This is a genomic window from Pseudonocardia endophytica (assembly GCF_004339565.1).
Lineage (GTDB): Bacteria > Actinomycetota > Actinomycetes > Mycobacteriales > Pseudonocardiaceae > Pseudonocardia > Pseudonocardia endophytica.
On record NZ_SMFZ01000001.1, the window covers coordinates 3,923,986 to 3,946,203 of the forward strand.

General features: G+C 73.1%; 23 protein-coding genes. 16 read left to right on the forward strand and 7 right to left on the reverse strand.

All coding sequences use genetic code 11. The features are described 5' to 3' along the window. Positions 1–10: 10 nt before the first annotated feature. The 3 genes from EV378_RS18240 to EV378_RS18250 all read left to right on the forward strand — a co-directional run bounded on the left by EV378_RS18240 (position 11) and on the right by EV378_RS18250 (position 2,652). A complete protein-coding gene (locus tag EV378_RS18240) occupies positions 11–952 on the forward strand; it encodes an ABC transporter permease (protein ID WP_132426979.1) in 942 nt (313 codons plus the stop codon). Beyond that, positions 949–1,776, forward strand: a complete 828-nt coding sequence (locus tag EV378_RS18245; protein WP_132426981.1) for an ABC transporter permease — start codon at positions 949–951, stop codon at positions 1,774–1,776. Before EV378_RS18240 ends, EV378_RS18245 begins: the two co-directional genes overlap by 4 nt. 63 nt (positions 1,777–1,839) lie before the next feature. Further along, complete coding sequence (locus tag EV378_RS18250) at positions 1,840–2,652, forward strand: TauD/TfdA family dioxygenase (protein ID WP_165922329.1); 813 nt, start codon at positions 1,840–1,842, stop codon at positions 2,650–2,652. A gap of 18 nt (positions 2,653–2,670) precedes the next feature. Here the strand turns inward: EV378_RS18250 and EV378_RS18255 are convergent, their stop codons facing one another. Continuing rightward, the gene (locus tag EV378_RS18255; protein ID WP_132426985.1) at positions 2,671–3,843 is read right to left on the reverse strand and encodes a globin domain-containing protein; all 1,173 of its coding nucleotides are present in this window, start codon (positions 3,841–3,843) and stop codon (positions 2,671–2,673) included. A 382-nt stretch (positions 3,844–4,225) separates the two neighbouring features. On the opposite strand from EV378_RS18255, the gene EV378_RS18260 reads away from it, so the two are divergent. From EV378_RS18260 to EV378_RS18270, 3 genes are all read left to right on the forward strand, one after another. Next, entirely contained in the window at positions 4,226–4,966 is a 741-nt protein-coding gene (locus EV378_RS18260; RefSeq protein WP_424511227.1) for a pyridoxamine 5'-phosphate oxidase family protein, read from the forward strand. Positions 4,967–5,172: 206 nt separating this feature from the next. After that, entirely contained in the window at positions 5,173–5,478 is a 306-nt protein-coding gene (locus EV378_RS18265; RefSeq protein WP_132426989.1) for a hypothetical protein, read from the forward strand. 122 nt (positions 5,479–5,600) lie between these two features. Then, positions 5,601–5,954, forward strand: a complete 354-nt coding sequence (locus EV378_RS18270) for a hypothetical protein (RefSeq protein ID WP_132426991.1) — start codon at positions 5,601–5,603, stop codon at positions 5,952–5,954. Between the two features lie 46 nt (positions 5,955–6,000). Here the strand turns inward: EV378_RS18270 and EV378_RS18275 are convergent, their stop codons facing one another. Together EV378_RS18275 and EV378_RS18280 are read right to left on the reverse strand one after the other, a co-directional pair. After that, on the reverse strand, positions 6,001–7,059 hold the full coding sequence (locus EV378_RS18275) for a tetratricopeptide repeat protein (protein WP_132426993.1): 1,059 nt from the start codon (positions 7,057–7,059) through the stop codon (positions 6,001–6,003). Next, entirely contained in the window at positions 7,056–8,336 is a 1,281-nt protein-coding gene (locus EV378_RS18280; RefSeq protein ID WP_132426995.1) for an AAA family ATPase, read from the reverse strand. The genes EV378_RS18275 and EV378_RS18280 overlap by 4 nt, the downstream gene beginning before the upstream one ends. 161 nt (positions 8,337–8,497) lie before the next feature. Here EV378_RS18280 and clpB point away from each other — a divergent pair, with 161 nt between their 5' ends. From clpB to EV378_RS18300, 4 genes are all read left to right on the forward strand, one after another. Then, a complete protein-coding gene (clpB, locus tag EV378_RS18285; protein ID WP_132426997.1) occupies positions 8,498–11,125 on the forward strand; it encodes an ATP-dependent chaperone ClpB in 2,628 nt (875 codons plus the stop codon). A gap of 235 nt (positions 11,126–11,360) precedes the next feature. Next, complete coding sequence (locus tag EV378_RS18290; protein WP_243653533.1) at positions 11,361–11,690, forward strand: YbaB/EbfC family nucleoid-associated protein; 330 nt, start codon at positions 11,361–11,363, stop codon at positions 11,688–11,690. Positions 11,691–11,747: 57 nt separating this feature from the next. Next, a complete protein-coding gene (locus EV378_RS18295) occupies positions 11,748–12,395 on the forward strand; it encodes a type III secretion system chaperone family protein (protein WP_132426999.1) in 648 nt (215 codons plus the stop codon). A 76-nt stretch (positions 12,396–12,471) separates the two neighbouring features. Continuing rightward, complete coding sequence (locus EV378_RS18300) at positions 12,472–13,467, forward strand: SDR family NAD(P)-dependent oxidoreductase (RefSeq protein ID WP_132427001.1); 996 nt, start codon at positions 12,472–12,474, stop codon at positions 13,465–13,467. Positions 13,468–13,626: 159 nt separating this feature from the next. Here EV378_RS18300 and EV378_RS18305 read toward each other — a convergent pair whose 3' ends face one another. Continuing rightward, positions 13,627–15,180 (reverse strand): flavin-containing monooxygenase, encoded by a 1,554-nt coding sequence (locus tag EV378_RS18305; protein ID WP_132427003.1) that lies wholly within the window; start codon positions 15,178–15,180, stop codon positions 13,627–13,629. A gap of 96 nt (positions 15,181–15,276) precedes the next feature. On the opposite strand from EV378_RS18305, the gene EV378_RS18310 reads away from it, so the two are divergent. Genes EV378_RS18310 through EV378_RS18320 form a run of 3 tightly spaced genes read left to right on the forward strand, consistent with a single transcriptional unit; the run spans position 15,277 to position 17,278 of the window. Beyond that, positions 15,277–16,050 carry an SDR family NAD(P)-dependent oxidoreductase gene (locus EV378_RS18310; RefSeq protein WP_132427005.1) on the forward strand — a complete coding sequence of 258 codons (774 nt, stop codon included), beginning with the start codon at positions 15,277–15,279 and terminating at the stop codon, positions 16,048–16,050. After that, positions 16,047–16,604, forward strand: a complete 558-nt coding sequence (pyrE, locus tag EV378_RS18315) for an orotate phosphoribosyltransferase (RefSeq protein ID WP_132427007.1) — start codon at positions 16,047–16,049, stop codon at positions 16,602–16,604. Before EV378_RS18310 ends, pyrE begins: the two co-directional genes overlap by 4 nt. Continuing rightward, entirely contained in the window at positions 16,601–17,278 is a 678-nt protein-coding gene (locus tag EV378_RS18320) for a TrmH family RNA methyltransferase (RefSeq protein WP_132427009.1), read from the forward strand. The genes pyrE and EV378_RS18320 overlap by 4 nt, the downstream gene beginning before the upstream one ends. Positions 17,279–17,313: 35 nt before the next feature. Here the strand turns inward: EV378_RS18320 and EV378_RS18325 are convergent, their stop codons facing one another. From EV378_RS18325 to EV378_RS18335, 3 genes are all read right to left on the reverse strand, one after another. Further along, complete coding sequence (locus EV378_RS18325; protein WP_132427011.1) at positions 17,314–18,261, reverse strand: DedA family protein; 948 nt, start codon at positions 18,259–18,261, stop codon at positions 17,314–17,316. 91 nt (positions 18,262–18,352) lie between these two features. Then, entirely contained in the window at positions 18,353–18,685 is a 333-nt protein-coding gene (locus tag EV378_RS18330) for a hypothetical protein (RefSeq protein WP_132427013.1), read from the reverse strand. Next, positions 18,682–19,308, reverse strand: coding sequence for a SigE family RNA polymerase sigma factor (locus tag EV378_RS18335; protein WP_132427015.1), 627 nt, complete (start codon positions 19,306–19,308; stop codon positions 18,682–18,684). The genes EV378_RS18330 and EV378_RS18335 overlap by 4 nt, the downstream gene beginning before the upstream one ends. Before the next feature lie 146 nt (positions 19,309–19,454). Here EV378_RS18335 and fbaA point away from each other — a divergent pair, with 146 nt between their 5' ends. The 3 genes from fbaA to EV378_RS18350 all read left to right on the forward strand — a co-directional run bounded on the left by fbaA (position 19,455) and on the right by EV378_RS18350 (position 22,197). Then, a complete protein-coding gene (fbaA, locus tag EV378_RS18340; RefSeq protein WP_132427017.1) occupies positions 19,455–20,486 on the forward strand; it encodes a class II fructose-bisphosphate aldolase in 1,032 nt (343 codons plus the stop codon). 97 nt (positions 20,487–20,583) lie between these two features. Then, the gene (locus EV378_RS18345; RefSeq protein WP_132427019.1) at positions 20,584–20,997 is read left to right on the forward strand and encodes a DUF3151 domain-containing protein; all 414 of its coding nucleotides are present in this window, start codon (positions 20,584–20,586) and stop codon (positions 20,995–20,997) included. A 90-nt stretch (positions 20,998–21,087) separates the two neighbouring features. Continuing rightward, a complete protein-coding gene (locus tag EV378_RS18350) occupies positions 21,088–22,197 on the forward strand; it encodes an FUSC family protein (protein ID WP_207908703.1) in 1,110 nt (369 codons plus the stop codon). Positions 22,198–22,218 lie beyond the last annotated feature (21 nt).

Sequence of the window (22,218 nt, forward strand, 5' to 3'; positions counted from 1 at the left end):
GGCGGACGCCGTGACCGGGCTGGTCGTCCGGCGGCTGCTGGCGCTGCCGGTCGTCCTGCTGCTGGCCTCCGTGCTGATCTTCCTGCTGCCCAGGATCTCCGGGGTGGACACCGAGCGGGCCGTGCTGCGCAGCCGGTTCGCCGAGGCCGAGCCGGACCCGGCGACGCTCGCGGCCGTGCGCGCCGAGTTCGGGCTGGACGCCTCGCCGGTGGAACAGTTCCTGCGCTGGCTCGCGCACCTGGCCACCGGCGACATGGGGATCTCGTTCGCGACGCGCACGCCGGTCGCCGGGCTGGTGTTCCCCGCGCTCGGCGTCTCGGTCGTCCTGACCGCGCTGGCGCTCGCCGTGGCCGCCGCCGTCGGCATCCCGGCCGGGGTCCACGCCGCGAACCGCCCCGGCGGGTGGCTGGACCGGGTCGTCGCGGGCGCGTCGGTGCTCGGCGTCGCGGTGCCGGAGTTCGTGCTCGGCACGGTGCTGGTGCTCGTGTTCGCCGTCGCGCTACCGCTGCTCCCGGCGACCGGATGGGGTGGCGCGGCGCAGGCGGTGCTCCCGGTGCTGACGCTGGCCGCCTTCCCCGCCGCCCTGGCCGCGCAGCTGACCAGGGCCGAGACGCTCGACGCGCTCGGGCGCCCGCACGTCGCCGTCGCACGGTCCAAGGGGCTGGCGGAGCGCCGGGTGCTCTGGCGGCACGGCGGCCGGCTGGCACTGACGTCGGTGACGTCGATGTCCGGCATGTTCTTCGGCGGCCTGCTCGGCGGGTCGGTCGTCGTCGAGGTCGTGTTCGCGGTGCCGGGGCTCGGGCGCCTGCTCTACGACGCCGTCGTCGGCCAGGACCTGCCGGTCGTGCAGTCCGGGCTGATGGTCGTGGTGACCGTGGCCGCGCTGGCCACGATCGCGGCCGAGGTCGTGGCGCTGGCGATGGACCCGGTCGGCCGGAGCGTGGCCACGTGACCGTCGCGGTGTCCCGGACGGCGGCCCGGTGGCGGCCGTCGGCCGGGCGGGTGCTGCTCGTCGGAGCGGTGCTGCTCGTGGTCGTCGCCGCACTGCCGTGGGACGCGGTGGGTACCGACCTGTCCCAGCGCTTCGCGGGCCCGTCCGCGCAGCACCTGTTCGGGACCGACCAGCTCGGCCGCGACGTCCTCGCGCGACTGGCCGTCGGCGCGCGGCTGTCGATCGGGTTCACGGTCGTCGCGCTGGCGCTGTGCACGGCGATCGGCACCGTGCTCGGTCTGCTGGCCGGCTGGGCCGGGCGGGTCGTCGGGCAGGCGTTCCAGCGGCTCATCGACGTGCTGGTGTCGATCCCGGCGATCGTCGTCGGGCTGGTCGTGGTCGCCGCCAGCGAGGACCCGCCGGACCTCGGGACGCTGCTGCTGGCCGTCGTGCTCGTCGGGTGGACGCCGTTCGCCCGCCTGACGTTCCAGCTGGCCGCGCGGGAGCGGGGCCGCGAGTACGTCGAGGGCGCGGTCGCGCTGGGCGCCGGGACCGGACGAATCGTGTTCCGGCACGTGCTGCCGAACCTGCTGCGCCCGTTGGGTGCGCACGCCTGCCTGCGGTTCGCGAACGTCCTGCTCTCGATCGCCGGGCTGTCGTTCCTCGGGCTCGGGGCGCAGCCCCCGACTCCGGAGTGGGGCGCGATGCTCGCCGAGGGCAGGCAGTACATGTTCGTCGCGCCGCAGCTCGTCCTGCTCCCCGCGCTCGCGGTGGTCGGCTCGGCACTGGCCGTCACACTGGCCGGCCGGGCCCTGGAACGTCGCTGGGACGCTGCGAACGGGTAGTTTCGGGCACTGTCTCGTTGCTGCCAGTATGAGGCAGAAGACGTCCAGCGACGAGGAGGCGGCGTGGCCCAGACCGACCGGGACGGACGGCGCAGCGGGACGGTACGTCCCGAGCTGAAGGAGATCGTCGGCGAGGCAGGGGTCGTCCCGGTGCGGGCCGAGCCGGAGCACGCCAGGGAGGTGTTCGAGCGCGACGGCGTCGTGATCCTGCCCGGCGGCGGGGACGATCCGGAGACGCTCGTGGCGACGGCGGCGCGGTTGCTCGGCGGGCGCCTGCGCGAGCTGTTCGGGATCCGGCTGCAGGGCGGCGTGGACGCGCCCGCGCTCGGGCTGCACTCCGACGGCGCGTTCGTCACCGTCGACGTGCACGGTCGCGCCACCCGCCTGCGGGACCCGGACGAGGACTACCTGTTCATGCACTGCACCGCGCCCGCCCCGTCCGGCGGTGACTCGGTGCTGGTCGACGGGTACGCGCTCGTCGACGCGCTGCGGACCACGCGGCCGGACCTGCACGCGTTCCTGACCGGCGTCGACGTCGACTTCTTCGGTGCCATCGCGACGCCGCGGCGTGGGATCCCGACGACCCCGCTCGTGCGTCGCATGGTCGAGCACACCCGGGGTGGACGACGGGCGGTGCGCGCCAGCGACTACGCGCTGCCGGTCCCGCGCGCACCGCACTGGGACGAGCACGTGCGGATGATCGAGGACTGGGCCGACGTGCAGGCGACCGTGTTCGAGGTCGCGCCGCGGTTCCGGCTCGGGGCCGGCGAGCTGCTGGCGCTCGACAACTACCGGTTCCTGCACGGCCGCGACGGGTTCCACGGCGAGCGGACCCTGCACGTGCTGTCCGTGCGGAGCACGGACGCGTTCGAGTAGCGCGGGTCGGCGGCGACCTCAGTCCATCGTGAACGGGTCGTAGGTGATCCGGTCCAGCGGCGTCCCCGCGACGAGCATCCGGGACACGGTGGACCGGATCATCGCCGGCGAGCCGCAGACCAGGACGTCGTGGTCGCTCCACGCGCCGTAACGGGTGACCACGTCGGCCAGCGTGCCGATCTCGGCCCCGGACGTCTCGGCCTCGGATTCGACGACCGGGATCACGTCCAGCCACGGGTAGGAGAACGACAGCCGGCGCAGCGCCGTGAAGTCGTACAGGTCGTCCCACGTCCGGCCGCCGACGAACACCTGCGTGCGCGGCGGACGCGGACGCTGCCGGACCTCGTCGAGCAGCGCCTTCATCGGGGCCGCGCCGGTGCCGCCCGCGACCATCAGCAGTTCGCGGTTCGAGTTCTGCGGCACGGCCATGCGGCCCATCGGCGGGCCGATCCGCCAGGTCTCACCGATCTGGCAGTGCGCCACGATGGCCCGGCTGACCCACCCGTTGTCCACCGCGCGGACGTGGAACTCGATCGTCCCGTCCTGGCGCGGCGCGTTGGCCGGTGACAGGTAGCGCCACAGGCGGGGCCGGTGCGGCGTCTCGACGCTCACGTACTGGCCGGCCTGGTACGGAACCGGGTGGCTGGCCTCGACGGTGACGACGGCCAGGTCCCAGCCGATCCGGCGGTGATCGACGACGCGGCCCAGCCACGACGCCGGCCCACGCTCGGCGGCGGCGGCCTCCTGCATCGCGTTGGCCACCGTGGCGTAGGCGTTCACCCAGGCCCGTTCCAGGTCCGGCGTCCACGCCTTGCCCGCGGCCGTCGCGATGGCGGTGATCAGCGCGTCGCCGACGGCGTCGTAGTGCTGGGCCAGCACGCCGAACTTGCGGTGGTCGCGGCCGAGCTGCTGCAGGAACGGCACCAGGTCGTCCGGCTGGTCGACCATCTGGACGACGTGCACCAGCGCGCGGAGCAGGCGGCTGCGCTGGACCTCCATGTTGACCGGGAACAGGTCCCGCGTCTCGGGGGCGCGGCTGAACAGCGTCGCGTAGAAGTGCTTGCCGAGCTCCTCGGCCTGCGGCTCGACGGCGGCGAAGCTCGAGCGGATCAGCTCGACCGTCCGCTCGGCCGCTGTCGCGGGCCGGTTCGGCGGGGAGACGTCATTGGAGATCAGCTGATCAGCGGTCATGCCTGAACGACACTCTCCTCCGTCGTGCTCCGTCGGTCGTCCGGACCCGTCGCCGTCGCAGGACGTCCGACCGGTACCGTACGCGAGTTCGCCCGTTCGCCGGAACGACGTTGGCCGATCGAGCGCAGGACCACGGCACCGTCGTCGGGGACGACGGTCTCGGCGGTCGGGTTTGCGGTCACGGATCATCCGTTCGGGGACGGCGGTCGAACTCGACGGCGTGGGTGCGCCGTGGGCAAGAATAGCGCCCGGGTGACAGATCGCTTCCAGACGGTGCCCGCGTCACTCGATGTCGTGTTTCACGCCGTTCGATGGCACCGTGTGGTCCGTGCCGTTGCGAACCCCCATGTCTTCGGTCGTGCCGCGTCGCAGACCGGACGTCGTGGCCCCCTACCGTCCGGCGCTCCCCGAACCCCGCAACGCCCCGGAACCGTCCGCCGCTCCGGCCGCCCGTCCGGGATCCACGGGAGAGCACGCGTTGCAGGAGGAGCACGGCAGCACGAGGCGGGCCGACCGCTTCTACGACGACCAGGTGCGGGACCGCCTGCTGCCGCGGATGGTCGAGTTCGTCGGCCGGATGGAGATGGCGTTCGTCGCGACGTCGGACGCGCACGGGGAGTGCGACAACTCGCTGCGGGCCGGTCTCCCCGGCTTCATCCGGGTGCTCGACGAGTTCACGCTCGCCTACCCCGAGTACCGGGGCAACGGCGTGTTCGCCAGCCTCGGCAACATCCTCGAGAACGGCCACATCGGCATCCTGATGGTGGACTTCGTCGAGTCGCTGATCGGTCTGCACGTCAACGGCCGTGCGCGGGTCGTCGACGACGCCGCCTTCCGCAGCCGGTACCCGGGCGCCGCGGGCGGCTACGACGTGCCGGGGCGCCGCGCCGAGCGCTGGGTCGTGGTGGACGTCGAGGAGGCGTACATCCACTGCCGCAAGCACATCCCGCGCATGGAGCGGGTGACCGAGAAGCGCGACTGGGGCACCGACGACCCGGCACGCAAGGGCGGCGACTTCTTCGGCGCGAAGGGCACACCTCTGCGGTCGTCACGCCCGCGCAGGCGGTTCCCCAGCACCACGCACCTGCACGGTGGCGCCTCGCGAACGCTGCGACGGCGCTGAGCCGGTCGCCGGAACAGCGTTCCTCCCCGTAACGGGCGGCCCTGCTCCGGGCGGGCGCGAATGCGACTCTATGTCCACACGGAGTCACCGCGGGCGTCCGAGAAAACTTCGAGTCGGAGCCGTTACCTGTCGCTGATGCCCTCGTTGTCGGCAGTAGGCATGCGGAACCCGTGTGCCAGCATCACGGCTGCGAAGGAGATTGAGGGATGCTGAAGAAGGTCGGGCTCGTCACGATCGGTGCGGCGGCGACGCTGGCCGCCGTGGCTCCGATTGCGTCGGCGACCGGTACCCACGAGGACGGCCCGAAGCACCACGGGGGCGGCAAGGCCTGCGCGTTCAACGGCGGCGAGGCCGGCGCGGCGTCGGAGATCAGCGGCGACGCGCTCCTCGGCAACGTCGTGGCTCAGGCCCCGATCGCGGGCAACAACATCGCGAACCTCGCGAACTGCTCCGACTTCCTGAACCACAACCTGAACGACAACCTCAGCGGCAACACGATCGCCATCCTCTGAGGTCGTTCGTTCCGACCACCTGGGCTCCCACCCTGAGGACTCGTCGAGTCCTCGGTCGATGATCGACTTCACCCCCTAGGAGAGGCACGATGCTGGGTAGGATCAGCAAGGTCACCGTTGGCGTGACCGTTGGTCTGGTCGCGGCCGCGCCGTTGGCGTGGGCCGGCGGCACGGGTTACGACGACGCCACGGACGTCAAGGGCGACAAGGCCGACAGCAGCCACGACAAGGACTGGGGCAAGGACAAGGACAAGGGCCACCACGCGGCCAAGGTCTGCTCCTTCGACGGCGGCAACGCCGACGCCCAGTCGCTGATCAGCGGTGGCTCGCTGGTCAACGCCGTCGCGCAGGCGCCCGTCGCGGGCAACAACATCGCCAACCTGGCGAACTGCAGCGACTTCCTGAACGACAACCTGAACGGCAACCTGTCGGGCAACCAGATCGTCATCGGGGACAACCTCCCGCCGCTGCTCTGAGCAGCCACTGAAGCCGGGGTGGGTCCGACGGACCTGCCCCGGCTCCTCAGTTCCGCCGTCGCCGCCCGATCCCGACCGCGACGGCGAGCACCGCCAGTCCGAGCAGGACGATCCACACTCCCGCGACGATCACCGCCACGCCGGTGACCACGACCGTCGCGTAGAGCGCGAGGCACAGGCCGAGCGCGATCCAGGTCCCCGCGAGCGGGCCGTCCGCGGCCAGCGCGGCGCGCATCACCGTCCACGTGCCCCGAGGCAGGCCGCGGACGGTCCACCACGCCAGCACCGCACCGACGACGAGGGCCAATGCCGCGGCGATCCGTGCCGCGTTCGACGTCAGGTCACCGCTGCGGTCCGCGCCTCCCGCGCCGAGCACGACGAACACGGCCACGAGCAACAGCATCCGCAGCCGCCACGACAGCTGCCAGAGCACGGCCCCGACGTTGCGCAGGACGCCGGTCGCGGACGGGTCCAGCCGGCCCGCGTCGATCAACCCGCGCAGCGCCCGGCCCGGGTGGTGCGTCCGCGAGTCCAGCACGGCCAGGTCGTGCCGGGCCCCGGCGTGCGCCGGGTCCAGGCGCAGCGTCTCGAGGTAGGCGGCCCGCGCCGTGCGCCGGTCGCCGGAGTCGCTGCTGACGTCGGCCAGCAGGAAGTGCGACGCGGCGTCGTGCGGTGCGAGCTCGACCACCCGGCGGGCGACCCTCCCCGCGTCGGTCAGGCGCCCGGCCCGTTGCAGCACCCGCGCGTACCCGGTGGCCGCGAACGGGTCGTCCGGCGCGAGCTGCACGGCGCGGTAACCGGCCTCCACCGCCTCACCGTGACGGTCCATCATGGACAGATGCAGGGCCCGCAGGCGGTGCGGGTGCTCGCGGTCCGGCTCCAGTGCGGCGGCCGCCTCGGCCGCGGCCAGGCCCTCCGCGTGCCGGCCTCCGCCCGCTCCGAGCAGCACGACCGACAACGCCCGCAGCAGCGCCGGGTCCTCCGGGTACTCGGCCAGCCCGGTCCGCGCGGCCCGCTCCGCGTCGTCGAGGCGTCCCAGCGCGCGCAGGTGCTCGGCGCGGGCGACCGCGGCCGCCGCCGTGTCGGTGGAGAGGGGTTCGCTCACGGCGTGCGGCGTTTCTTGAGGTAGGCGGCCAGCTCGTCGTAGCTGCCGTCGGAGTTGCCGAACAGCGCGACGTTGCGCGCCGTGGTGAACCACGGACCGGTGCTCGGCGCGATCTCCCGCGCCGCGGTCAGCAGGTCCTTCGTGGTCAGGTTGCGCACCGTGCCGGAGCGCATCGAGTCGGCCAGCGCGCGCTCGGTCGCGGTGTCGCACACGTGCGCCAGGTCGGCGCCCGAGTAGTGCTCGGTCGCCCTCACGACGCGGTCCACGTCCAGCCCGTCGGCCGGTCGGTCGCGCAGGTGGTGGCGCAGGATCGCGGCGCGCGCGGGTGGGTCCGGCGGCAGGACGAGCAGCATCCGGTCGAACCGGCCGGGCCGCCGCAGCGCGGGATCCATGTCCCACGGGTGGTTCGTCGCGCCGAGCACGAACACGCCGTCGTTGTCACCGGACAGCGAGTCCATCTCGGCGAGCAGCTGGTTCACCGTGTTGCGTAGCCCGCCGGAGTGCGTCAGGTGCGAGCGCTTCTGCCCGAGCGCGTCGACCTCGTCGAGGAACAGCACGCAGGGTGCGTTCCGGCGGGCGGCGCGGAACACCTCGGCCAGGTTGCGCTCGCTGCGCCCGATCCACATGTCGAGCACGTCCGCGATGCCGATCTCGGAGAACCGGGCGCCGAGCTCGCCGGCCACCGCGCGGGCCAGGAACGTCTTGCCGCAGCCGGGCGGGCCGTAGAGCAGCAGCCCGCCGCCGGGACGCTTGCCGAACCGGGCCGCCATCTCCGGATTGCGCATCGGACCGAGGAACGCCATCTCCAGCCGTTCCTTGACGTGCTCCATGCCACCGACGTCGGAGAGCCGGACGGTCGGGCGCACGGCGGCGTCCACGTCCTCGACGGGGCCGCCGCCGGTCTCGTACGACGCGGCGATGTCGGCGACCTGCTCCTCGGCGCGTGCCCAGTCGAACTGCGGTGACGGGGCCGGCTCGTCGTCGGTGTCCACGGAGTCCGGGTTCGCGGGTGCCGGGTCCACCGGTGCCGGGTCCGGGCGCGCCGGCTGCGCCGCGGGCGTGTCACCTCCGGTGAGCTGCGCGGTCAGCCTCCGCAGCATCGCGAGCGCGTCCGCGTTGCCCGGGTCGACGGACAGCGCCGTCGTCACGTGCGACAACGCGTCGGTGGCCCGTCCGGCGGCCGCCAGCTGCCCGGCCACGTGCAGCCGCAGCGGGACGTCCTCGGGGGCGGCGGCGACGGCCGCGAGCAGGCTGGTCAGCAGCGGATCCTCGCTCATCACGGCCAGTATCGCCGCTGCGCGGAGAAAGAGTTACTTGAGCGGAACAGACTCAACTTTCCTGACGTTGGAACCAGCGACAGGCACACTGAGAGCAGCTTGCGGAACGAAGCGGCGACACTGGGTGCCACGACGACACGACGCAGGAGGACACGGGGCGGATGGACTCGTTCAACCCCACCACCAAGACCCAGCAGGCGATCTCGGCGGCCGTGCAGGCCGCCACGCTGGCGGGCAATCCGGACGTCGGTCCCACTCACCTGCTGGGCGCGCTGCTCGCGCAGGGGGACGGGATCGCCGCGCCGTTGCTCGCCGCCGTCGGTGCGGACGCCGACACCGTCCGCACCGAGCTGGCCGGACTCGGCAACCGGCTGCCGTCCGCGGCCGGTTCCTCGGTCAGCGCTCCCCAGCTCTCCCGGGACGCCCTCGCGGCGATCACCTCCGCGCAGCAGCTGGCCACCGAGATGGGCGACGAGTACGTCTCGACCGAGCACCTGCTCGTCGGGCTCGCGCAGTCCGGAGGGCCGGTCCGTGATCTGCTCGCCCGCCACGGCGCCGGGCCGGACGCGCTGCGCGAGGCGTTCACGAAGGTTCGCGGCTCCGCGCGGGTGACCAGCCCGGACCCGGAGGACAGCTACCAGGCCCTGGAGAAGTACGGCCAGGACCTCACCGCCCGCGCCCGCGAGGGCGACCTCGACCCGGTGATCGGCCGGGACACGGAGATCCGCCGCGTGGTGCAGGTGCTGTCGCGGCGCACGAAGAACAACCCGGTGCTGATCGGTGAGCCGGGCGTCGGCAAGACGGCGATCGTCGAGGGCCTCGCCCAGCGGATCGTCGCCGGTGACGTGCCGGAGTCGTTGCGGGGCAAGCGCGTCGTCGCGCTGGACCTCGGCTCGATGGTGGCCGGTGCGAAGTACCGCGGTGAGTTCGAGGAGCGGCTGAAGGCCGTCCTGAAGGAGATCACCGAGTCCGCGGGCGAGGTCATCACGTTCATCGACGAGCTGCACACGATCGTCGGTGCCGGTGCCTCCGGCGAGGGAGCGATGGACGCCGGCAACATGATCAAGCCGATGCTCGCCCGGGGTGAGCTGCGGATGGTCGGCGCCACGACGCTCGACGAGTACCGCAAGCACATCGAGAAGGACCCGGCACTGGAGCGGCGTTTCCAGCAGGTGCTCGTCGGCGAGCCGTCGCCGGAGGACACGGTCGGCATCCTGCGTGGCCTCAAGGAGCGCTACGAGGTGCACCACGGCGTCCGGATCACCGACGCCGCACTCGTCGCCGCGGCCACGCTGTCCGACCGCTACATCACGGCGCGGTTCCTGCCGGACAAGGCGATCGACCTCGTCGACGAGGCCGCGTCCCGGCTCCGCATGGAGATCGACTCGCGTCCGGTGGAGATCGACACCGTGGAGCGGGCGGTTCGCCGTCTCGAGATCGAGGAGATGGCGCTCGAGAAGGAGTCGGACGCCGCGTCGAAGGACCGTCTGGTCGCGCTGCGCGCCGAGCTGGCCGAGAAGCGGGAGGAACTGTCCGCGCTGACCGCGCGCTGGCAGAACGAGAAGGGCGCGATCGAGTCCACCCGTGAGCTCAAGGAGCAGCTCGAGCAGCTGCGCGGCGAGTCAGAGCGGGCGGAACGCGACGGCGACCTCGGCCGGGCCGCGGAGCTGCGCTACGGGCGCATCCCGCAGCTGGAGAAGGAGCTGGCCTCGGCCACGGAGACGGCGCAGCGCGTCGACGACGTGATGCTCAAGGAGGAGGTCGGCCCGGACGACGTCGCGGACGTCGTCAGCGCGTGGACCGGCATCCCGGCCGGCCGGATGCTCGAGGGCGAGACGGCCAAGCTGCTGCGCATGGAGGACGAGCTCGGGCACCGCGTCGTCGGTCAGACGGAGGCGGTGCGCGCGGTCTCGGACGCCGTGCGGAGGGCGCGTGCCGGTATCGCCGACGAGAACCGGCCCACCGGCTCGTTCCTGTTCCTCGGCCCGACCGGTGTGGGCAAGACCGAGCTGGCCAAGGCGCTGGCCGAGTTCCTGTTCGACGACGAGCGGGCGATGGTCCGCATCGACATGAGCGAGTACTCGGAGAAGCACTCGGTGGCCCGGCTCGTCGGTGCCCCGCCCGGCTACGTCGGCTACGACGCGGGCGGCCAGCTCACCGAGGCCGTGCGACGCCGTCCGTACACGGTGGTGCTGTTCGACGAGGTCGAGAAGGCGCACCCGGACGTGTTCGACACGCTCCTGCAGGTGCTCGACGACGGGCGTCTGACCGACGGCCAGGGCCGCACGGTGGACTTCCGGAACACGATCCTGGTGCTGACGTCGAACCTGGGCAGCCAGGCGATCGCCGACCAGAGCCTCGACGACGCCGGCCGCCGGGACGCGGTGATGGCCGTGGTCCGGCAGCAGTTCAAGCCGGAGTTCCTCAACCGGCTCGACGACGTCGTGGTCTTCCACGCGCTGTCCACCGACGAGCTCACGCACATCGTGGACATCCAGGTCGACGTGCTGCGGAACCGGCTCTCCAAGCGGAGGCTGTCGCTGGAGGTCACGGACGCGGCCCGCGAGTGGCTGGCCATGAACGGGTTCGACCCGGTCTACGGCGCGCGTCCGCTGCGCAGGCTGGTGCAGTCCTCGATCGGCGACCAGCTCGCCAAGGAGCTGCTGTCCGGCGCCGTCCGCGAGGGCGACACCGTGCGGGTCGACCTCGACCCGTCGGCCGCGGGCGGCACCGGCGGACTGATCGTCGGCAAGGGGTTCGCACACGACCCCGTCGCGATCGGGAGCTGACCCCCACGAGCCCGCCGTCCGGAACCGGACGGCGGGCTCGTTCGTGCGCCGCAGCGCGCTCACACCGGCCGGCGACGCCGCTGGACGCGCTGTGATCCGCGGAACGCGCGCGACCGGACGCGTGCGTTCTCCGGCTCCGTGCGCGTTCTCCGGATCACCGCGCGGTGGTGGCGATCGCGAACGGATCGGCGGAACCGGGGACGGGCGGAGCGGGCATCCGCCTACCGTCGCGGGCATGGAGCGACGACGGCCGTACCTCGTCCCGGTGGACGACCTGCCGCCCCCGCGCGGGATCTACCGCGACCGGATGGACGGCGTGCTCGACCGCGTCGAGCGGGTGCGGGCCGAGCTCGCCGCCGTGCGGGAGACGGCGGGCTCCGCGGACGGGGCGGTCGTCGCGACCGTGGACGGGGCCGGGGCGTTGACCGGGCTCCGGTTCGGGCCGCGGGCCACCGCACTGCCACCGGAGCGGCTGGCCGAGCAGGTGCTCGCCGTCGTGGCCGACGCGGCGTCCGCTGCGACCAACCGGGCCGCGCGGCTGGTGGACGGCCTCACGACCGGATGAGGGAACCCCTCGTTTCGCTACCACGCTCGACGGCGTCGCGGGACTAGGCTCCGCCGCATGTCGGTCTGGTTCTGGGTCTGCATCATCGCCATCGTGGTGGGGGTCGGGCTCCTGCTGTTCGACCGGTTCCGCGGCGGCGCGACCCGGGACCGCAGGCGCTGGGCGTCCATGCGGGAGTGGGAGTACCTGGAGAGCGACCCGGTGCTGCCCAGCCGGTGGCGCTACGGGACGGTCCACCAGGGCGGACCCGGCGTGGCCCGCAACCTGGTCAGTGGCGACGTGCCGACGCCGGACGGGCCGCGGCAGGCCTACGCCTTCGACCACGAGCAGGCCGGCCGGATCAGCTCGGTGCTGTGCGCGGTGCAGGTGCAGAAAGCGCTGCCGGCCGCCGTCGAGCTCCGGCTCCCGAGCGCTCCGCTGCCCGACGACGCCGGTCTCGACCTGCTGGAGCCGGTCGGCGAGCGCTACGCGTTCGTCAGCGACGCCGACGCCGTGCGCCCCCTGCTGACGACCCGCCTGGCCGACGCCAGCGACGCCGTCGGTGACGACATCGAGCTGCTCTGGGCGGAGGACGCCTGGGTGCTCGCGGCGGCGCCGGTCGGGATCTCGCCTGATCGCATGCAGGACCTGCTGGCCGACCTCGCCGAGGTCGCCACGGCGCTGGAAGAGGGCCTGGGGGCCGAGAAGAAGTCGATCCCGTCCTGATCGTCCGATTTGGTCCGAATGCGTTGGGTGACCACCCGATTGCGCTACGTGGAGCAGTGCTGGATACCCTCTTCGGGTGTCCCTCGCTCTGATAACCGGCGGTAGTGCCGGGCTGGGTGCTGCGTTCGCCGACCGCCTCGCCGGCCGCGGCCACGATCTCCTGCTCGTCGCGCGCGATGCGGAGCGCCTGGCCGCCACCGCCCGCGAGATCTCCTCCCGGCACGGCGTCCGGGTCGACGTCCTGGCCACCGATCTCGCGCAGCGTCACGGGCTGTTCCGGCTGGAGGCGCTGCTCTCCGGGCCGGAGGGACTGGCCGTCGACGTGCTGGTCAACAACGCGGCCACGGAGACCGGGTCGCCGTTCCCGCACGCCGACCGGAACGACCTCCAGACCGAGATCGACCTCAACGTGACGGCCATGATGCGGCTCACGCACGCCGTGCTGCCGGGCATGCTGCGGCGCGGCACCGGGACGGTCGTCAACGTCGGCAGCGTCGCGGGATGGCTGCCGTCCGCCGGCTCGACCTACGGCCCGACGAAGGCGTGGGTGGCGGCGTTCACCGACTCGCTCGTGCCGGTCGTGCGGGGCACCGGCGTGCGCGTGCTGGCGTTCTGCCCGGCCTGGGTCCGTACCGGGTGGAACGGTCGCGCGGAGCCGACCGGCCCGTCGCCGATGTGGCTGGAGGCGGGGCCCGCCGTCGACGTGTGCCTGGCCGACCTCGACCGCGGACGGGTGCTGAGCGTCCCCGGGGCGGTCCACCGGCCGCTCGTCGGGCTGCTGGAGATGCCCCGGCGGGCGCTGCGGACCGTCGCCCGCGCCACGGGGTCGTCCCGGGAGGCCCGCTACCAGCGCGCGGAGCTCCCGCCGGCCCCGGTCGCGGAGGCTCCGGCGCCCGTCGCGCGTCCCGCGGGGTCGTTCCGGCCCGTGCTGCCGGACCTTCCCGCCCGGCCCGCCGAGCGGTCGTCGCGTCGCCAGCGCCCCGCGCCATCGCCGCACTTCGTGCCCACGTCGCGCCTGACCGGCGAGGCGCGCGCCCGCGCCGACCGGGCGCGCCAGCGCACCGGGACCTGACCGGGCGACCCGGCCGAGCACCGGGCCCGAACGGGGGTGCCGGCGGAGCACCAGGCCCGAACGAGGGTGCCGTTCGGGCAGTGGGACTGCTCGATGGTGCCGTTCGTTCGGGTGGTCAGGTGGGGTCAGGTGGCCCGGGTGGTCAGGTGATCCGGGTGGTCAGGTGGCCCGGACGGCCCCCAGCGGGCGCCCCGCACCTCGGCGACCGGCGACGGTGCGGAACGGCGCGCGGCGGAAACGCCGGGTGCGCAGCTGGTACTCGGCCGTGTTCCCCGGCCACATCACGACGTTGATCCCGTGGTCGTTCTGGTAGTAGCTGGCGCAGCCGCCGACCTCCCACACGGTGCGTGCGGAGCGCCTGCGCACCCGTCGCGTCCACCGGCGTTCGACGTCGGCGCGGACGTCGACGGTCTCGATCCCGTCCCGGGCCATCGTCACCACCGCGTCCGCCACGTAGCGGCCCTGGGCCTCGGCGAACAGCAGCGTCGAGCTGACGCCGCTCGTCGCGTTCGGGCCCTGCATCAGGAAGAAGTTCGGGAACTCCGGGTAGGACATGCCCAGGTAGGCGTGTGGTAGGGCGCCCCAGTGGTCGGACAGCGACCGGCCGGACGCGTCCCGCACCCGGCGGGCGATCGGGGACGTCGCACCGATCTCGAACCCGGTGGCGAACACGATCACGTCGACCTCGGCCGACGTGCCGTCCGCCGCGACGACCGTGTTCCCGCGCACCTCCTCCAGACCACCGGTGTGCAGTGTCGTGTTCGGTGCGCCCACCGCGGGCAGGTAGTCGTTCGAGACCAGCGGGCGCTTGCACAGGTACTCGAAGTCCGGCGTCAGGCGCTCCCGCAGCTCCGGGTCGGTGACCTGCTGCTGCAGATGGCGGCGCCCGATCCGCATGAGCCCGGTGCGCATCGTCCGCACCCGGCGGGCCGCGGCGAGGATCTCGGCGCCGACGTAGGTCAGGTCGAACTGCATCCGCATCAGGAACGGGTTCGCGGCCAGCCACCGCCGGGTGCGCTCCGGCACCGGCCGGTCCGGTTTCGGCATCACCCACGCCGGCGTGCGCTGCACCAGGTGCAGCTCGGAGACCAGCGGCTGGATCTCCGGCACGATCTGGACGGTCGACGCCCCGGTCCCGACGATCGCGACGCGCCTGCCGGCGAGGTCGAGATCGTGGTCCCAGCGCGACGAGTGGAACGACGGCCCCGGGAACGCGTCCAGTCCCGGCACGTCCGGCAGCTTCGGATCGGAGACCAGACCGGCGGCGCTGACCAGCACGTCACAGGTCACCTCGCCGCGACCGGTGGTGATTCGCCAGCACCGCGCTGCGGGGTCCCACCGGGCGTCGCGCACGTCGTGGCCGAACCGCACCCTGTCCATCAGACCGTCGGTGCGAGCGAGGCGACGCGAGTAGTCGAGGACCTCGTGGCCCGGCGCGTAGGTGTCGGTCCAGTCCGGGTTCGTCATCCGCCGGAGCTGGTAGAGCGACGACGGCGTGTCCACCCCGACCCCGGGATAGGTGTTGTCCCGCCACACCCCGCCCACGTCGTGCGCGCGCTCGAGCAGCACCACGTCGTCGACCCCGCGGCGCAGCAGCGCCAGGCCGACGGTCAGCCCGGTGAACCCGGCGCCGATCACGGCCACGCGGTGGTGGTCGTCGGTCCCCCGGGCTCCGACACCCGGCGACGGGCCGGTCAGCACTTCCGACGTCATACCCTCGACGGTAAAGGGCGAGTAACCACGGCGTGGTGTGAACCGTGCCGCGCCCGGGTCGCGCGGCTCCGCCCGACCGACGGCTAGGCTGCCCCGGTGCCCTCCGTCATGATCACCGGAGCGTCCGCGGGGATCGGTGCCGCGTTCGCCGACCGGTTGGCCTCGGACGGCCGCGACCTGGTACTCGTCGCCCGGGACACCGAGCGTCTCGATGCGGCCGCGAACCGCTACCGCGGGCTCGGCGTGTCGGTCGAGGTGCTGTCCGCCGACCTCGCCGACGCCGACGCGCGGCAGCGGGTCGTGCGCAGACTCACCGACCCGGACCTCTCGCCGGTCGACCTGCTGGTCAACAACGCCGGGCTGTCGATCGGGACGTCGTTCCTGCAGGCCGATCCGGCCGAGCTCGCCCGCCAGCTCGAGGTGAACGTGGCGACCGTGCTGACGCTCACCAGGGCCGCGCTGCCCGGGATGGTCGACCGCGGGCGCGGCGCGGTGGTCAACGTCGCCAGCGTGGCCGGGTTCGTGGCGGGCCGCGGGTCGACGTACCCGGCCGACAAGGCCTGGGTGATCACGTTCACCGAAGGTGTCTCGGGGTCGCTGCAGGGCACCGGCGTGCGCGCGATGGCGCTGTGCCCCGGCTTCGTGCGCACCGAGTTCCACGAGCGCGCCGGGATCGAGGTCGGCGGCCGCCGCGGCCCGTTCTGGCTGGAACCGACCCGCGTCGTCGACGAGGCGTTGGCCGATCTGGAGCGCGGCCGCGTGATCTGCATCCCGTCGCCGCAGTACAAGGCCGTCGTCGGGCTCGTCGGGGCACTCCCGCGCAGCCTGGTCCGGCGGATCACCTCGTCGTTCAGCAGGGACCGCACATGACCGCGCACGCCGACCGAGCCCGCCTGGCCGCACTCGTCCGCGAGCACGGCGTGGTGCACGGGCGCGTCACGCTCTCCTCCGGCGCCGAGGCCGACTACTACGTCGACATGCGCAGGGTCACGCTGCACCACGAGGCCTCGCCGCTGGTCGGGCGGCTGCTGCGGGCTCTCACCGACGACTGGGAGTACACCTCGGTCGGCGGCCTCACGCTCGGCGCGGACCCGGTCGCGACCGCGATCCTGCACGCCGCGGCGGCCGAGCCGGACACCCCGCCGGTGGATGCGTTCGTCGTCCGCAAGGAGGCGAAGGCGCACGGGATGCAGCGCCGGATCGAGGGACCGGACATCGCCGGCCGCGCCGTGCTCGTCGTCGAGGACACGTCGACGACGGGTTCCTCCCCGCTGACGGCCGTGCGGGCCGCGCGCGAGGCCGGTGCGACGGTGCTCGGCGTGGCGACCGTCGTCGACCGCTCCAGCGGTGCCCGCGAGGCGATCGAGGCCGAGGGAGTCCCCTACCGGTCCCTGCTCGGACTGGCCGACCTGCAGCTCGGGTGAGCGTCGACCCCGGCGAGGACGCGCCCGGACCCTCCGAGTGGACGGTGCCGGGTGCCCCGGTCGGGGTGGGGCCGTGGCCGGGCGGCCCGGACGCGTGGCCGTCCGGTGACCGTTGGGACCCGGAGCTGCTCGAGCACGGCGACCGCCGCAACGTCGTCGACGCCTACCGCTACTGGCGCCGTGACGCCGTCGCGGCCGACCTGGCCCGTCGCGCCCATCCGTTCCACGTCGCGATCGAGAACCTGGGCCACGACCACAACATCGGGACGGTCGTCCGGACCGCGAACGCGTTCGCCGCGGCCGGCGTGCACATCGTCGGGCGGCGGCGGTGGAACCGGCGCGGTGCCATGGTCACCGACCGCTACCTGCGCCTGCACCACCACCCGGACGTCGACGGGCTGGCCGCGTTCGCCGCGGAGCGCGGGCTGACGGTGGTCGCGGTGGACAACACGCCCGGTGCGGTCCGGCTGGAGACGGCCGAGCTGCCGCGGGAGTGCGTGCTGCTGTTCGGGCAGGAGGGCCCCGGGCTGTCCGGACCGGCCAGAGAGCTCGCGTCGCTGTCGGTGTCGATCGCCCAGTTCGGCTCGACGCGGTCGATCAACGCGGGGGTCGCGGCGGGCGTCGCGATGCACGCCTGGGTCCGCAGGCACGCGGACCTCGACGCGGCCTGGTGACGCGCGGCGCTGTCCGTTCGCTCGGCAAGCCTCGCTTACGACTCCTCGGGCCCGCGGCGATCCTGTGCCCTGCCCATCACCGGACGGCCCGACGAGCGGGTCTCCACCGGGCCGCGGGCCTGCCCGTTCGGCTGCCGGGGAGCGGACTGCGGCGTGACCGGGGACATCCGGGTCGTCGCGGCCGTGCTGTCGACGCCGTCCTGCGTCCGCGGGGCACGGCCACCCGGCGCCGGGGCGTCCGGACCGTCCCAGCCCGTCCCGCGTGGCGGGACCGGCGAGATCGGCTGCGTGAGGTCCGACGGGCCCTGGGCGGCGACCGCGGGGCCCTCCTTGCGCGACTTCGCCCTGGCCCGCAGCACCTCGACGATGATCGGCAGGATCGAGACGAACACGACCAGGACCAGGATCAGGTCGATGTGGTCCCGGACGAACGTGAACTGGCCGAGGAAGTAGCCGAGCACGGTGACGCCCGCCGCCCAGGCCACGCCGCCGATCAGCGAGTAGGTGAGGTAGCGCTTCGGGTCCATCCTGGCCACGCCAGCGCTGACCGTGATGAACGTCCGCACGATCGGCACGAACCGGCCGAGCACGATGGCCCGGTTGCCGTACTTCTCGAAGAACTCGTGCGTCTTCGCCACGTGCTTCGGGTTGAACAGCTTCGACTTCGGCTTGTCGAAGATCGCCGGGCCCGCCTTGTAGCCGATGCCGTACCCGACGGCGTTGCCCAGCAACGCCGCGAACACCAGCACCAGGCAGGTCGCCCACAGCGGCGCGATGTGGCCGGACGCGACGAACAGGCCCGCGGTGAACAGCAGCGAGTCACCCGGCAGGAAGAAACCGAGCAGCAGGCCGCACTCCGCGAAGATGATCGCGGCGACGCCGACCAGCGCCCACGGCCCGAGCCATTCGATGATGACCGTCGGGTCGAGCCACTCCGGGCCCAGGGCGAGCGTGCTGAACGTCTGCGTGGCGAGCGGCGTCACGAGACACGACGGTACCGGTCCGGTATGTGCGACTCGTGAGCCGCTGCTGTGCGGTCGTCCCTCGGCCGGGTGACCAGGACCGACGCGGTGGTCAGCCGATCGCGGGCAGTACACCGGGCAGCAGGACCGACAGCAGCGCGAGGCCGCCGCCGAGGATCGCGCCCACGAGCAGCGTCACGACCAGCGCCCAGACGATCTGTCTGCGGTCCGACCCGGTGGCCTGCTCCTGCACCTGCGGAGAGGGCGGTGCGGTCTGCGACGGGCGCGGTGCGGGCGGCGGCATGCGGTTCGGCATCCGAGGTGGCGCGGGCGGCGGTGCCTGCCGTTGCGGGCGGGGGCCGTTCTGCGGCGGCATCGGGCCGCGCGAGGCCTGCGCGTGCAGGGCCTCGCTGAGCCGCCGTCCGGCGTCGTCGGGATGGGTCATGGCGAGTTCGTCCGTCCGGCGCCCGAGCGATCCTCCATGATCCGCGCCACCGCGTCGATCGCCCGGCTGGCCGTCGACTTGACCGTTCCGCGACTCATCCCGGCGGCCTCGGCGATCTCGGACTCGGACAGCCCTCCGTAGTAGCGCAGCACCAGGACCTCGCGTTGCCGCGGCGGGAGCGCGGACAGCGCGTCCACGACGGACTGGTGCTCCGCGGACAGCATCGCGAGCGACTCGGCGGAGCGGGCGTTCGCCGAGTGCGGCGGGACGTACTCACGCGCGGTACGACGGCGACGCAGCACCGAGCGCGACCCGTTCACCACCGCAGCGCGCAGGTAGGCCAGCGCAGCCGCCTCGTCGCGCAGACCGGACCAGTGCCGGTGCAGGCCCGCGAACGCCTCCTGCACGACGTCCTCGGCCGTGGCCGGGATGTCCACCAGCAGCATCGCGAGGCGCATCAGGCGTGTCCGGTGGTCCCGGTAGAGGTCGGCCAGCGTCAGCGGGGTCGCCGGGGCGTCGTGCGGCCCGGTGTCGGAGACCTGGTCCGGACTCTTGCCGCTGTCGATGCGCCGGAGCCGGCTCAGCGTCCGGTCGACGGCGTTCTCCGCCCCTGCCTCCTCCACGCCCCCAGCGTAACGGGGACGGGTGACCCGCCTCGAACGTCCGCCCGGGACAGGTGATCTCGGGCACCGCCCGCGGCGCCCGGAGTGCGCAATACTCGCGGCAGACTGCGCACCCGCAGGCCTGTCGACGACGAGGAGGTCCACCCGTGCCGATCGCCACGCCCGAGATCTACAACCAGATGCTGGACAACGCCAAGAGCGGCGAGTTCGCCTATCCCGCCATCAACGTGACCAGCACCGAGACGCTCAACGCCGCCCTGCGCGGTTTCGCCGACGCGGGCTCCGACGGCATCGTCCAGGTGTCCACCGGAGGCGCCGAGTTCCTGTCCGGTACCCGGGTCAAGGACATGGTCACCGGGTCCGTCGGTCTCGCCGAGTTCGCGCACGTCGTCGCGGACAAGTACCCGATCAACGTCGCGCTGCACACCGACCACTGCCCGAAGGACAAGCTCGACGGGTTCGTCCGGCCGCTGATCGCGATCAGCCAGGAGCGCGTGTCCCGCGGAGAGAACCCGCTGTTCCAGTCGCACATGTGGGACGGCTCCGCGACCGAGCTCGAGGAGAACCTGAAGATCGCCGCCGAACTGCTCGAGGAGGCGGCCAAGGCGAAGATCATCCTCGAGGTGGAGATCGGCGTCGTCGGCGGCGAGGAGGACGGCGTCGCCAACGACATCAACGAGAAGCTCTACACCGCCCCCGGCGACTACGAGCGGACCGTCGAGGTGCTCGGCACCGGCGAGAAGGGCCGCTACCTGCTGGCCGCGACGTTCGGCAACGTGCACGGCGTCTACAAGCCGGGCAACGTGAAGCTCCGCCCGGAGATCCTCAAGCAGGGCCAGGAGGTGGCCGTGCAGAAGCTGGGTCTCGACGCCGGCGCCAAGCCGTTTGACCTGGTCTTCCACGGCGGTTCCGGCTCGCTGCTGGAGGAGATCCACGAGGCACTGGGCTATGGCGTCGTGAAGATGAACGTGGACACCGACACCCAGTACGCGTTCACCCGCCCGATCGCCGGGCACATGCTGTCCAACTACGACGGCGTCCTGAAGATCGACGGCGAGGTCGGCAACAAGAAGGTCTACGACCCGCGCTCGTACCTCAAGGCGGCCGAGACCGCGATGGCCACGCGCGTCGGAGAGGCCTGCGAGTCGCTGAAGTCGGCGGGCAAGGCCCTGTCCTGACCTCCCCTTCCCGAACGAACGGCACCTTCGAGCAATGCCATTGCTCGAAGGTGCCCCTCGTTCGCGGGGTCGGGGCGCCGGGCGCGAGGATGAGCGCATGAGTCTGCACGGCAACCTGCTCGAGCCGGACGACACGCGCCTGCCCGTCGATCCGGCCGCGGCCGAGATCGACGGCGGGGCCGACCCGGCGGCCGTCGTCGCCGCGAACCCCACCTCGAGCGTCGCCTGGGCCACGCTGGCCGAGCGCGCACTGGACGCCGGTGACGCGGTGTCCGCCTACGCGTTCGCCCGCACCGGCTACCACCGCGGGCTGGACCAGCTGCGCCGCAACGGGTGGAAGGGCTTCGGTCCGGTGCCGTGGGCGCACGAGCCGAACCGCGGGTTCCTGCGGGCCTGCGGTGCGCTGCTGCGCGCCGCGACCGAGTTCGGCGAGGCCGACGAGGTGGAGCGGCTGCGCACGCTGATCTCCGACTCGGATCCGGCCGCGCTGCCTGCGCTCGGCCTGTCCTGACCGGCGTGGTGCCGGCGGCGCGGCCCGCACGAGTGTGGCGCCCGTTCCGTTGACCGGCACGAACGCCACATCCGTGCCGGTGGGGCCGGGATGAGCGGAGCACTCGCCCGGATCGGGACGCGGATCCGGGACCGGACGGTGCTCGGCGGGCGTCGCCTGCGCGCGTCGGCGCTGCCGATCGTGCAGTGCGCGTTCGCCGGTGGGCTCGCGCTCTACGTCGCCGGCGACGTCGTCGGGCACGCGAGGCCGTTCTTCGCCCCGATCGCCGCGGTGATCAGCCTCGGCGTGTCGCTGAACTCCCGTCTGCGACGTGCGACCGAGCTCGTCGTCGGCGTCAGCCTCGGCGTGCTCGTCGGGGACCTGCTGATCGCGCAGATCGGCAGCGGTGTCTGGCAGCTGATGCTGGTCGTCGCGCTGGCCATGGCGATCGCCGTGTTCACCGACGGCGGCACGCTGATCGTCGCCCAGGCCGGCGCGTCCGCCGTCCTCGTCACCACGCTGCTGCCGCCGGGCGAAACCGGCGGGATCGACCGCTGCGTGGATGCACTGATCGGCGGGGTGGCCGGGATCCTGGTCGCCGCCGTGATCCCGGTGAACCCGATCCGGCTCGTGCGCCGCGAGGCCAGGCGTCTGCTCGACGAGCTGTGCTCCGTCCTGCTCGAGGTCGCGACTGCGTTGCGCGAGGGCGAGGCCGACCGCGCCCGCCAGGCGTTGCAGAAGGCCCGAGACACCCAGCCGTTGATCGACGAGCTGCGCGCGGCCGTGGCCTCGGCGGGCGAGGTCGCGTCCGTGTCCCCGCTGCGCAGGCCCCGGCGCCGCATGCTGCACCGCTACCGCGAGCTGGCCGAGCGGGCGGACTACGCGATGCGCAACGCCCGGGTGCTCACCCGGCGTGCGCTGACCGCGCTGGAGGACGGCGAGCCGATCCCGGAAGGCCTGGCCGACGCCGTCGCCGGGCTGTCCACCGCCGTCGGCGCCGTGACCCGCGAGCTCGGTGTGGACGGCGACCGGGAACGCGCACGCCGCCCGATCCTGGACGTCGTGCACGCGGCTCCGGTACTGGCCGAGGACCCCGACCACCCGCGCCTCACGACCAGCGCCGTGCTCGTCGCGCAGGTGCGCTCGATCGCCGTGGATCTGCTGCAGGCGACCGGACTGGATCGCGAGGAGGCGTTGCGGGCCCTGCGCGACCGGTTGTGAGGTCCGTGTTGCGCCCTGTGA

Excerpts from the sequence above, each read along its gene's own strand:
- pyrE (WP_132427007.1), top strand. The coding sequence starts at position 16,047 with ATGACCGCGCACGCCGACCGAGCCCGCCTGGCCGCACTCGTCCGCGAG.
- EV378_RS18290 (WP_243653533.1), top strand. The coding sequence starts at position 11,361 with ATGGAGCGACGACGGCCGTACCTCGTCCCGGTGGACGACCTGCCGCCC.
- EV378_RS18255 (WP_132426985.1), bottom strand. The coding sequence starts at position 3,843 with ATGACCGCTGATCAGCTGATCTCCAATGACGTCTCCCCGCCGAACCGG.
- EV378_RS18345 (WP_132427019.1), top strand. The coding sequence starts at position 20,584 with ATGAGTCTGCACGGCAACCTGCTCGAGCCGGACGACACGCGCCTGCCC.
- EV378_RS18265 (WP_132426989.1), top strand. The coding sequence starts at position 5,173 with ATGCTGAAGAAGGTCGGGCTCGTCACGATCGGTGCGGCGGCGACGCTG.
- EV378_RS18295 (WP_132426999.1), top strand. The coding sequence starts at position 11,748 with ATGTCGGTCTGGTTCTGGGTCTGCATCATCGCCATCGTGGTGGGGGTC.
- clpB (WP_132426997.1), top strand. The coding sequence starts at position 8,498 with ATGGACTCGTTCAACCCCACCACCAAGACCCAGCAGGCGATCTCGGCG.
- EV378_RS18350 (WP_207908703.1), top strand. The coding sequence starts at position 21,088 with ATGAGCGGAGCACTCGCCCGGATCGGGACGCGGATCCGGGACCGGACG.
- EV378_RS18280 (WP_132426995.1), bottom strand. The coding sequence starts at position 8,336 with ATGAGCGAGGATCCGCTGCTGACCAGCCTGCTCGCGGCCGTCGCCGCC.
- EV378_RS18330 (WP_132427013.1), bottom strand. The coding sequence starts at position 18,685 with ATGACCCATCCCGACGACGCCGGACGGCGGCTCAGCGAGGCCCTGCAC.
- EV378_RS18305 (WP_132427003.1), bottom strand. The coding sequence starts at position 15,180 with ATGACGTCGGAAGTGCTGACCGGCCCGTCGCCGGGTGTCGGAGCCCGG.